The following is a 9,191-nucleotide window of genomic DNA, read 5'->3' as shown; positions in this document are numbered from 1 at the left end:
GTGACCCTGCGCTCGCTCGAGGCGAAGTCGGCGCGGTTGATGGCGCTGGCGGCCCGGAAAGGCTGCGCGATGGTGAACCTGTCACAGGACAAAAGCCGCCTTGTCTTTCCGCGTGCCACGCTGGACCACTTGGCCGCCGTCAAGCCCGCAGCCTGGAACGAGACGCTGGTGCAGGCCGCCCTGCAACGGGAAGAGCAACTGGGCTACTACGTGCCCTCGGGAAAATACTGGAAGGAAGAGGCCCGTTTCGACCGGGACGTCATCGACGAGCTTGACCGCCTGTGGCTGCGAACGATCGCACCCTAGACCAGCCCTTGTGCCGCAAACAGCGTCCTCAGGTCCGCCTTGGGGCGCGGGCCGATATGGCCGATCACCTCGGAGGCGGCGATGACACCCATCTGGCCGCAAACCTCGAGCGGACGGCCCGTCGCAAAGCCGAAAAGGAAACCGGCGGCGAACTGGTCGCCCGCGCCGGTGGCATCGACCGGCACGACCTTCTTGACCGGCACGCGCACCACCTCGCCCGCTTGCATCAGGATCACCGGATCGCCGGAACAGGTGCAGATCACCGTCTCGCACACGGCACTTGCCTGCGCGAGTGCTGCATCCAGATCGTCGGTTTCGTAAAGCGTCGTCCATTCGGCCGCATTGCCAAGGACGAAATCCATCTCGTCCGCGACCAGCCGCTGAAAGTCGGCGCGGTGCCGGTCGGCGCAGAAGGGATCGGACAGGGTGATCCCCGACCGGCCACCCGCCGCCCGCATCGACTGCGCCGCTGCCGTGAACGCCGACTTTCCTGCGTCCTTGTCAAAAAGATACCCTTCGAGAAACAGGATCTTGCTGCCCGCGAACAAGGCTTCGGGCACATCTTCCTGTCCCAGATCGGCTCCTGCGCCAAGGTAGGTGTTCATCGACCGCTCGCCATCGGGAGAGACGAAGATCATCGAGCGCGAGGTCGGAGCCTTGGCCCCGGCGACCGGCGCGTTCGGAAAGGCGGTGCCCGCCTCTTGCATCCCCTTGGCATAGAAACGGCCCAGCGCGTCATCCTTGACCTTGCCGATAAAGGCGGTGGACAGCCCCAGACTGCCGAGGCCCGCAATCGTATTCGCCACCGATCCGCCCGGTGTTTCGGTGCGGTCCTTCATCGCGGCGTAAAGCACCTCTGCCCGGTCCCGTTCGATCAGTTGCATGATGCCCTTTTCGATCCCCATGTGATCGAGAAAGGTATCTTCGGCATGGCTGATCACATCGACAATCGCATTGCCGATGCCGATGACATCGTAGTTGCTCATAGGGTCTTGTCCTCGAATTGGCAGAGATCGCGGATCAGGCAGGCCGCGCATTTGGGTTTACGCGCCACACAAACATAGCGCCCGTGCAGGATCATCCAGTGATGGGCATGAAGCTGGAAATCGGCGGGAACGTGATCCTCGATCGCGCGCTCGACGGCGTTCACGTCCTTGCCCACCGCCACGCCGCTGCGGTTGCCGAAGCGGAAGATATGGGTATCGACCGCCTGCGCGGGCTGGCCCCACCACATGTTCAGCACCACATTCGCGGTCTTGCGCCCGACACCGGGCAGCGATTGCAATGCGGCGCGTGAATTCGGCACCTCGCCGCCGTAATCATCGACGAGGATCTGGCTCAGCTTGATGACGTTCTTCGCCTTCTGGCGAAACAGGCCGATGGTCTTGATATGCTCGGTCAGACCCTCCAGCCCGAGGGCGAGCATCTTTTGCGGCGTATCGGCGATCTTGAACAGCGCGCGGGTGGCCTTGTTCACCCCCGCATCCGTCGCCTGCGCCGACAGCGCCACGGCCACCACCAGCGTATAGGCGTTCACATGGTCAAGCTCGCCTTTCGGTTCAGCCTCGGCTGCCTGAAAGCGCGTGAAGATCTCGCGGATCGTGTGGTAGTCGAGCTGCTTGGCCATAGGCACCCCATATGCCTTCCCCGCATCGCATGGGCAAGCGACAGTTGCGCAAAATTCGGGTCGCTCTTGCCCTGCGCTATCCCTAGATTGGGATCATGGATCACAGCGAAACATATCATTACCACGTCATGCGCCGCGCGATCGATGCGATCGACGCGGCGGGCGAGACTCACCTGTCGCTGAACGCCCTTGCCGCCGAGATGAACATGAGCCCCGCACACTTCCAGCGGCTGTTTTCCACATGGGTCGGTGTGTCGCCCAAGCGCTACCAACAATATCTGACGCTGGGACATGCCAAGACCCTGTTGCGGGACCGGTTCACCACGCTGGAAACCGCGCAGGCGGTGGGGCTGTCCGGCAGCGGACGCCTGCATGATCTCTTCGTGCGCTGGGAAGCGATGAGCCCCGGTGACTTCGCCCGAGACGGGGCGGGGCTGACGATCTACTGGGGCTGGTTCGACAGCCCCTTCGGCCCCGCGCTTGTCATGGGCACGGACCGTGGCATTTGCGGCCTTGCCTTTTCAGCCGAGGCGGGGGCGGAACCGACCATGGCCGACATGACCTCGCGCTGGCCCATGGCCACCTTTGTGGAAGACCCCCTGCGCCTGCGGCCTTGGGCGACTGCGGCGCTGGGGATGCGCGGCGAGACGCAACTGCACATGATCGGCGCGCCGTTCCAGTTGAAGGTCTGGGAGGCCCTGCTGACGATCCCCTCGGGCCATGTGACGACCTATTCCGAGATCGCGCAAGCCATCGGCAACCCCAAGGCCGTGCGCGCGGTCGGGACCGCCGTCGGGCGCAATCCGGTCAGCTGGCTGATTCCCTGTCACCGTGCCTTGCGCAAATCCGGCGAGCTGGGCGGCTATCACTGGGGCCTTCCGGTCAAAAGGGCGTTGCTGGCGTGGGAATCTGCGCGAATTGATGCGCAAGAGATCACCTGATCGCCACAATTCCACACGCGTTATTGGATATCGGCGGCACTTGGTTCATAAATATGGCATCCAAAACGGCCATTAGCCGCACAACAAATGGAACCATGACCATGACCTTTTCGAAATTCCCGCTTGTCCTTGCGGCAGCTTCCATGACCTTCGTCGCCGCCTGTGATCCCGCGACCGCGCCGAACCAGGCGCAGAACACCCAGCAGGGTGCGGCCATCGGGGCTGTCGGTGGGGCCGTCACCGGCCTGATCCTGAACCGCAACGACGACCGCCGTGGCCGCAATCAGGCGGCCCTTGCCGGTGCCGTTCTGGGTGCAACCGCAGGTGCGGCCATCGGCAATAACCTCGACCGTCAGGCCGAAGAGCTGCGCCGTGCGCTGCGCAACGATGTGGGCGTGTCCAACAACGGCCGCAACCTTGTCGTCGTCCTCAGCCAGGACCTCTTGTTCGCCACCAACAGCACGACGGTTTCGGCCGCCTCGCAGAATGATCTGTTCATCGTTGCCAACTCGCTCAACCGGTATCCGAACACCACGGTCAACGTGATCGGCCATACCGACAACGTGGGGTCCGCCGCGTTCAATCAGGGCCTGTCCGAGCGGCGCGCCCAGTCGGTCTCGAACATCCTGATCAGTGGCGATGTCGCCCCCTCGCGTGTGCGCGCGATAGGTGCCGGCCTGACCCAGCCGATTGCGTCGAATGCGACCCCCGAAGGCCGTCAGATGAACCGCCGCGTCGAGATCATCATTACCCCGAACTGATCTTCATTCCTTCGGGCGTGAAAAGAGGGGTCGCCGATGGGCGGCCCCTTTCTTGTTGTGAAAACCTGTCGTTGGTCATATCTTTTTACCAATACCTTGGGGGACATGATGCCATTCGAACCGATCCAGCAGGAGAAACTTTCGCATGGCGTGGTCAAGCAGATCGAAGGTCTGATCCTGCGCGGCATTCTGCGTCCCGGTGAACGCCTGCCGTCGGAACGCGAACTCAGCGAACGGATGGAAGTCTCGCGGCCCTCCCTGCGCGAGGCCCTGGCCGACCTGCAGGACCGCGGCCTTCTGACGTCAAAGGCCGGTGCGGGGGTCTATGTGGCCGACGTGCTTGGCTCGGCCTTTTCGCCCGCCCTTGTGACGCTCTTTGCGACCCACGACGAGGCCGTCTTCGACTACATCAGTTTCCGCCGCGATATGGAAGGTCTGGCCGCTGAACGTGCCGCCCGTTTGGCCAGTGACACCGACCTTAAGGTGATCAACGCGATCTTCGAAAAGATGGAAGCCGCGCATCAGAAACGGAACCCCCCGGACGAGGCGCGCCTTGACGCGGACTTTCACCTTGCGATCATCGAGGCCAGTCACAACATGATCATGCTGCACATGATGCGGTCGATGTTCGAACTGCTGCGCGAAGGTGTGTTCTATAACCGGACCGTCATGTTCAAACAGCGCATGACCCGCGATGCCCTGCTGGATCAGCACAGGGCGATCAATGCCGCACTTCAACGGCGCGACCCCGAAGGCGCGCGCGGGGCGATTGAAAGCCACTTGCGCTTTGTCGAAAGCGCGCTGTTCAACCAGCAGAAATCCGAACGCAACGAGGTCTTCGCCAAGAAGCGGCTGGAACACGAAGTCCGCAAGTAGATGTCGGCAAGACAAAGAAAAACCCCGCCTGGCATGGCCAGCGGGGTTTTCTGTTCGTGCGTTCTGAACGGTCAGTGCAGCTTGTCGCCCACGACCTCGATCGCGTCATCGATCAAGGAACCGGCCGAGGCCGCGTCCATCTGCTTGGCCAGGACCTCTTTCGCGGCCGCGACAGCGACGACAATCGCCTGATCGCGGACTTCCTTGACGGCGTTGGCTTCCGCGCTGGCGATCTGCTCTTCTGCGGCGGCCAGACGGCGGGTGATCGACCGCGCGATATCATCCTTGGCGGCAGCGGCGGCGTTCGTTGCCTCTTCCTTGGCCGAGGCGACGATGCGGTCGGCCTGTTCCTGCACCTCTTTATGCTTGCGCTCGTATGAGGCCAGCAGCGCCTGTGCTTCGTCACGCAGGGCGCGTGCCTCGTCCAGCTCGGACTTGATGCCTTGGGCGCGCTTGTCGAGCATGCCACCGACAAGGCCCGGGACCTTGAAGTAGAGCAGGATGCCGATAAAGACGATGAAGCCGATGGTGACGACAAAATCGGTATTGGCCAGCGAGAAGAACGGCTTGTCACCGGCGGCCAGCGCAGGGCTGGCGGCGAGGGCGAAAAGGGCGGCGAGTGTCAGTCTCATGGCTTACCCTTTCATCCGTGCAGCGACGGCGGCATTGATCGCCTTGGCGTCGGACTTGCCACCGAGTGCTGCGACCAGTTCCTTTGCCGTATCCTTGGCGACTTCGGTCACGCTTTGCACCGCGCCGGCGCGGATCTCGGCAATCGCCGCTTCGCTTTCGGCGGTCTTGGCGGCGATCTGGGCGTCGGCCTTTTTCAGCTCGGCGTCCAGTTCGGCCTGAATTTCGGCCTTCGCTTCGGCCACGATCTTCTGCGCTTCGGCGCGCGCATCAACCAGTGCCTTCTCGTAGGCAGCTTCGGCTTCGGCCGCCTTGTTCTTGAGGTCTTCGGCTGCGGCAATGTCGTTCGTGATCGTGCCCGACCGCTCTGCCAGAACCGCGCTGATGCGGGGGAGGGCAATGCGAGACATCACAAAGTAGATCGCGATCAAAGCGATCACCAGCCAGAAGATCTGGTTTGGCATCCAGTCTGCGCAAAGCTGCGGCATGCCGAGGGCGGACCCCCCTGCGTCAACGCAGACACCTACGGCTTGATTTGTTTCTGTTGCCATGATGGCCCCCGAATACCTTTGGATTTTACCGACCGACGCGGCAAGTCGCGCGTCGGTCAGCCGTAAGGAATATGGGTCGCGGTCTTAGACGGCGAACATCAGCAGGAGCGACACGAGGAATGCGAAGATCCCCAGCGCTTCGGCGAATGCCAGACCGATGAAGAGTGTCGCTGTCTGACCGGCAGCGGCGGATGGGTTGCGCAGGGCGCCTGCGAGATAGTTGCCGGCCACGTTGCCGACCCCGAGGGCCGCCAGACCGGAACCGATTGCCGCAATGCCTGCGCCGATGTGTGCGAGATCGCCTTCCATGTGAATTCTCCTTACGATTGGAAGTTGAGATATGTGGCGGAACTTTTCGCCGTTGTTAGTGTGCGGGGTGCAGTGCGTCCTTGAGATAGACGCACGTCAGAATGGTGAAGACATAGGCCTGGATGCCGCAGACGAGGATTTCCAGACCATAGATCGCAATGATGCCCAGAATGGCCGCAGGACTGATCAGGGCGGCTGCCGCGAAGGTCGCGAAAACCTTGAGAACGACGTGACCGGCGGCGATGTTGCCCGCCAGACGAATGGACAGGCTGACGGGGCGCACGAAGTAGGAAATGACCTCGATGATCGCGATGACCGGACGCAGGAAGGCGGGCGCATCCGACATCCAGAAGAGCCCGAGGAACGCGGGGCCGTTCTTGACAAAGCCAAGCACGGTAATCGCGGTGAAGACACCAAAACCAAGAACCACCGTGACCGCGATCATCGATGTCGGCGAATAGGACATCGGGATCAGGGCAAGATAGTTGGCAAACAGGATGAACAGGAAAAGGGTCATGATGTAGGGAAAGTACTTGACCCCGTCCTTGCCGGTGACATCCTCCACCATCTTGTAGACGAAGCCATACATCATTTCCCCGACAGACTGAACGCGGGTCGGGATGATGGCGCGACCGCGGCTGCCGAAAACAAAGACCGCTGCGATGGCCAGAACGGTAATCGCAAGCCAAAGCGTTACGTTGGTCGGGGTGTACCAAGCGACAGGACCGTCACCGAACAGCGGTTTGACGATGAACTGATCCAGAGGATGAAAAACCAGACCACCTTCGGCTTTGTCTTCAGTCGCCACTTGCGCCACCCTTTTCACTCGCAGCCTTTTGCTGCTTCTTCTGCACCTCTTTGGCGGACCGCAGCATGGTGTTCACACCGGCTGCGAGGCCAAAAAATATGAACAGCACCAGAAAGATCGGCATTGTGCCAAACAGCGCATCCAACCCGTATCCGATGCCGAAGCCGATCCCGAGACCGGCCACAAGCTCGATCACCATCCGCCAGGCCAGTTGCGCCTGAGAATAGTGCTCTTCCGCGTGGTCCTTGACCTCAGCCGGCTCCTTGAGCTTTGCAATCTTCGCCTCGAGCGCCTTCAGGCGGTCGGCGTCATGCGGATCGGGCATCGGTTTTGACCCTTTGAAAGGTTGGCATGGGTTTAGGGTGGGCACGGATCAGAGTCAAGCCGCATGAGAATGACTTAACTATCTGTATTTCATATATATTTCTACGAAACAACTGTGACATTCACGCCTGAAACACCTTGGTTTGCCCAACCTCTATATTCAACCATTTGGTTGACGTTTTCCGCCTGACCCGCTTAATCGGCGCATGACAACACATCTTGATCTGGTCTTCTCGGCCCTTGCCGATCCCACGCGCCGCGCGATCCTTGCGATGCTGCTGGAAGACGACATGGCGGTGACCGATGTGGCCGACCCGTTCGAGATGTCGCTGGCCGCGATCTCCAAGCATCTGGGCGTTCTGACGGCGGCAGGTCTGATCAGTCAGGAAAAGCGCGGCCGTGTGAAATGGTGCAAGCTGGAACCCGACGCCCTGCGCGAGGCCTCGGTCTGGATGCAGGGCTTCGGCCAGATGGACGCCATCGACCTCGATGCCTTCGAAAGCTTTCTGTCCCGGGAACTGGGGGCGGATGCGATCAGCAATCCAGATCCTTGATCCGGTCTTTCAGAAACCGCAGGAAGGCCTGCACCTTGGTTGTCCGGTGCAGATCGACATGCGTGACGATCCACAAGGGGGCGGCCCATTCGTCCTGACGGGGAAAGACCTCGGTCAGGGTGGGCTCGTTGCGGGCGACCTGCGCAAGCACGAAACCGATCCCTGCCCCTGCCAGCACCGCATCCTGCAAATTGCGGTTTTCGGAGGCCAGATAGGTCAGGCAACTGTCGGGCACGCGCGCCTTCAGCCAGCGGGCAAAGGGTGCGCGGGCATTGTCTTCGTCATTCCCGATGAAGCGATGGTTCTTCAGGTCGTCCTCGTCCTTGGGCAGACCATGCCGCGCAATATAGGCGTCCGACGCCACCAGCGCGACCTGCTGATGCATGAAGGGCTGAACCACGTTGTCGGGTTCCTGCGGCTGCGCACCGGCACGGATCGCCACATGCGCCTCGCCGTATTCCAACCGAAAGAGCCGCTCGCCGGTGCGGTAGCGGATCCGGATCTCGGGGTTTTCAGCCTGAAAGTCCGTCAGGATCGGGGTCATGTAGGCCGACATCATCCCGAGCGTGGTGACAACCAGATCACCCGAGACGCCTTCGCCCTGCCCCCTGATCCGGCCCGCAAGCTGGGTGAACTGGTCATCCGTGGCCTGCGCCACCTGCAACAGGTCCTGTCCGGCCTCGGTCGCCGTATAGCCGCGCGCGTGACGCTGGAACAGTTTGACGCCCAACCGCTGTTCCAGCGCGTCGATGTGGCGGATCACGGTCGCATGGTGCACGCCCAGCGTCTCGGCCGCGCCGCTGACCGTGCCCCTGCGGGCGACCTGATAAGCCGTGCGGATTTCGTCCCAGTTGTCCATGATGACCCTGTGCATGTGCAAACGTAATAGTGCGCAACCTACGCTGTCTGTTCGTCGATACAAGAAACAAAGCGGTTGGACGGGGCGCAGCCCGTGACTTTTGCCTGCGCCTGACTATCTGCCGGGCATGTCACGCTCAAACCTGATCTTCCTTCTGCGCGCGCTGCTGTCGCTGGCCTTCCTTTACTATGGCTTTCGCAAGCTCGGCGGATTTCCGGCCGAGGTCGCGATTTACGAGGCGATCGGCTTTGGCCAGTTTCCGCGCTTCGTCACCGGCTCGGTCGAGGTCGGCGGCGCGATCCTGCTTTGGGTGCGCGGCTGGCGCGGGGTGGCGGGGCTGATCCTGTTATCGACCGTCTGCATCGGTCTGGCGGCCCTTCTGATCTGGGTCGGCCCGCCCTACTGGCACATGCTGGTCCTGATCACGGCCAGTGCCGCCGTGGCCATCGCCCACCGCAACGACATCATATCGAGGATCCCACGGTCCGCCCAAGGCCATTGACTCGCGGCACCATGCGACGTAAACGCCGCACAATATCCGGATAGCGCCAGCTTTCCGGTCCCCTGTCTTGCAAGGGATCGCCCCCCGTCAGCGCGTCGCGCCCACGGGGGCGCGCTGCTTTGTAGGCATGCCCACGGGGGCGC

Annotated in this window: 13 protein-coding genes and 1 pseudogene; 6 read left to right on the top strand and 8 right to left on the bottom strand. The window is 61.9% G+C overall.

Annotated features, from left to right (window positions below):
- Positions 1-306 (top strand): annotated as a pseudogene (locus tag V7N12_RS09420) (hypothetical protein); the annotation flags it as partial.
- On the opposite strand, the gene V7N12_RS09415 reads toward V7N12_RS09420, so the two are convergent.
- Together V7N12_RS09415 and nth are read right to left on the bottom strand one after the other, a co-directional pair.
- On the bottom strand, positions 303-1,292 hold the full coding sequence (locus V7N12_RS09415) for an adenosine kinase (protein WP_333714256.1): 990 nt from the start codon (positions 1,290-1,292) through the stop codon (positions 303-305). The pseudogene V7N12_RS09420 and the gene V7N12_RS09415 sit on opposite strands and share 4 nt — an antisense overlap.
- Positions 1,289-1,933: an endonuclease III gene (nth, locus tag V7N12_RS09410; RefSeq protein ID WP_333714255.1), complete on the bottom strand. Its 645-nt coding sequence runs from the start codon at positions 1,931-1,933 to the stop codon at positions 1,289-1,291. The genes V7N12_RS09415 and nth overlap by 4 nt, the downstream gene beginning before the upstream one ends.
- Before the next feature lie 95 nt (positions 1,934-2,028).
- On the opposite strand from nth, the gene V7N12_RS09405 reads away from it, so the two are divergent.
- The 3 genes from V7N12_RS09405 to V7N12_RS09395 all read left to right on the top strand — a co-directional run bounded on the left by V7N12_RS09405 (position 2,029) and on the right by V7N12_RS09395 (position 4,511).
- The gene (locus V7N12_RS09405) at positions 2,029-2,874 is read left to right on the top strand and encodes a bifunctional helix-turn-helix domain-containing protein/methylated-DNA--[protein]-cysteine S-methyltransferase (RefSeq protein WP_333714254.1); all 846 of its coding nucleotides are present in this window, start codon (positions 2,029-2,031) and stop codon (positions 2,872-2,874) included.
- 101 nt (positions 2,875-2,975) lie between these two features.
- Positions 2,976-3,635: an OmpA family protein gene (locus V7N12_RS09400; protein ID WP_333714253.1), complete on the top strand. Its 660-nt coding sequence runs from the start codon at positions 2,976-2,978 to the stop codon at positions 3,633-3,635.
- Between the two features lie 108 nt (positions 3,636-3,743).
- Positions 3,744-4,511, top strand: coding sequence for a FadR/GntR family transcriptional regulator (locus V7N12_RS09395; protein ID WP_333714252.1), 768 nt, complete (start codon positions 3,744-3,746; stop codon positions 4,509-4,511).
- Positions 4,512-4,582: 71 nt separating this feature from the next.
- Here the strand turns inward: V7N12_RS09395 and V7N12_RS09390 are convergent, their stop codons facing one another.
- The 5 genes from V7N12_RS09390 to V7N12_RS09370 form a co-directional block, all read right to left on the bottom strand.
- A complete protein-coding gene (locus tag V7N12_RS09390; RefSeq protein ID WP_333714251.1) occupies positions 4,583-5,143 on the bottom strand; it encodes a F0F1 ATP synthase subunit B in 561 nt (186 codons plus the stop codon).
- Between the two features lie 3 nt (positions 5,144-5,146).
- Entirely contained in the window at positions 5,147-5,692 is a 546-nt protein-coding gene (locus tag V7N12_RS09385) for a F0F1 ATP synthase subunit B' (RefSeq protein ID WP_333714250.1), read from the bottom strand.
- A gap of 84 nt (positions 5,693-5,776) precedes the next feature.
- Positions 5,777-6,001, bottom strand: a complete 225-nt coding sequence (locus V7N12_RS09380; protein WP_055293956.1) for a F0F1 ATP synthase subunit C — start codon at positions 5,999-6,001, stop codon at positions 5,777-5,779.
- Positions 6,002-6,056: 55 nt separating this feature from the next.
- The gene (locus V7N12_RS09375; protein WP_333714249.1) at positions 6,057-6,809 is read right to left on the bottom strand and encodes a F0F1 ATP synthase subunit A; all 753 of its coding nucleotides are present in this window, start codon (positions 6,807-6,809) and stop codon (positions 6,057-6,059) included.
- The gene (locus V7N12_RS09370; protein ID WP_333714248.1) at positions 6,799-7,134 is read right to left on the bottom strand and encodes an AtpZ/AtpI family protein; all 336 of its coding nucleotides are present in this window, start codon (positions 7,132-7,134) and stop codon (positions 6,799-6,801) included. Before V7N12_RS09370 ends, V7N12_RS09375 begins: the two co-directional genes overlap by 11 nt.
- A gap of 205 nt (positions 7,135-7,339) precedes the next feature.
- On the opposite strand from V7N12_RS09370, the gene V7N12_RS09365 reads away from it, so the two are divergent.
- The gene (locus V7N12_RS09365; protein WP_333714247.1) at positions 7,340-7,687 is read left to right on the top strand and encodes an ArsR/SmtB family transcription factor; all 348 of its coding nucleotides are present in this window, start codon (positions 7,340-7,342) and stop codon (positions 7,685-7,687) included.
- On the opposite strand, the gene V7N12_RS09360 is transcribed toward V7N12_RS09365, so the two are convergent.
- Positions 7,668-8,546 carry a LysR family transcriptional regulator gene (locus tag V7N12_RS09360; protein ID WP_333714246.1) on the bottom strand — a complete coding sequence of 293 codons (879 nt, stop codon included), beginning with the start codon at positions 8,544-8,546 and terminating at the stop codon, positions 7,668-7,670. The two genes, V7N12_RS09365 and V7N12_RS09360, sit on opposite strands and share 20 nt — an antisense overlap.
- 127 nt (positions 8,547-8,673) lie before the next feature.
- Here V7N12_RS09360 and V7N12_RS09355 point away from each other — a divergent pair, with 127 nt between their 5' ends.
- A complete protein-coding gene (locus V7N12_RS09355) occupies positions 8,674-9,048 on the top strand; it encodes a hypothetical protein (RefSeq protein WP_333714245.1) in 375 nt (124 codons plus the stop codon).
- The last annotated feature ends 143 nt before the right edge of the window (positions 9,049-9,191 follow it).

The organism is Yoonia sp. (genome assembly GCF_036770585.1).
Taxonomy (GTDB): domain Bacteria; phylum Pseudomonadota; class Alphaproteobacteria; order Rhodobacterales; family Rhodobacteraceae; genus Yoonia.
The sequence above is the reverse complement of the archived record's forward strand: the minus strand, read 5'-3'. Positions and strand labels throughout refer to the sequence as shown.

Bases quoted from the DNA above. Each gene is read 5' to 3' on its own strand.
- V7N12_RS09415 (WP_333714256.1), bottom strand. From the start codon at position 1,292: ATGAGCAACTACGATGTCATCGGCATCGGCAATGCGATTGTCGATGTG.
- nth (WP_333714255.1), bottom strand. From the start codon at position 1,933: ATGGCCAAGCAGCTCGACTACCACACGATCCGCGAGATCTTCACGCGC.
- V7N12_RS09405 (WP_333714254.1), top strand. From the start codon at position 2,029: ATGGATCACAGCGAAACATATCATTACCACGTCATGCGCCGCGCGATC.
- V7N12_RS09400 (WP_333714253.1), top strand. From the start codon at position 2,976: ATGACCTTTTCGAAATTCCCGCTTGTCCTTGCGGCAGCTTCCATGACC.
- V7N12_RS09395 (WP_333714252.1), top strand. From the start codon at position 3,744: ATGCCATTCGAACCGATCCAGCAGGAGAAACTTTCGCATGGCGTGGTC.
- V7N12_RS09390 (WP_333714251.1), bottom strand. From the start codon at position 5,143: ATGAGACTGACACTCGCCGCCCTTTTCGCCCTCGCCGCCAGCCCTGCG.
- V7N12_RS09385 (WP_333714250.1), bottom strand. From the start codon at position 5,692: ATGGCAACAGAAACAAATCAAGCCGTAGGTGTCTGCGTTGACGCAGGG.
- V7N12_RS09380 (WP_055293956.1), bottom strand. From the start codon at position 6,001: ATGGAAGGCGATCTCGCACACATCGGCGCAGGCATTGCGGCAATCGGT.
- V7N12_RS09370 (WP_333714248.1), bottom strand. From the start codon at position 7,134: ATGCCCGATCCGCATGACGCCGACCGCCTGAAGGCGCTCGAGGCGAAG.
- V7N12_RS09365 (WP_333714247.1), top strand. From the start codon at position 7,340: ATGACAACACATCTTGATCTGGTCTTCTCGGCCCTTGCCGATCCCACG.
- V7N12_RS09360 (WP_333714246.1), bottom strand. From the start codon at position 8,546: ATGGACAACTGGGACGAAATCCGCACGGCTTATCAGGTCGCCCGCAGG.
- V7N12_RS09355 (WP_333714245.1), top strand. From the start codon at position 8,674: ATGTCACGCTCAAACCTGATCTTCCTTCTGCGCGCGCTGCTGTCGCTG.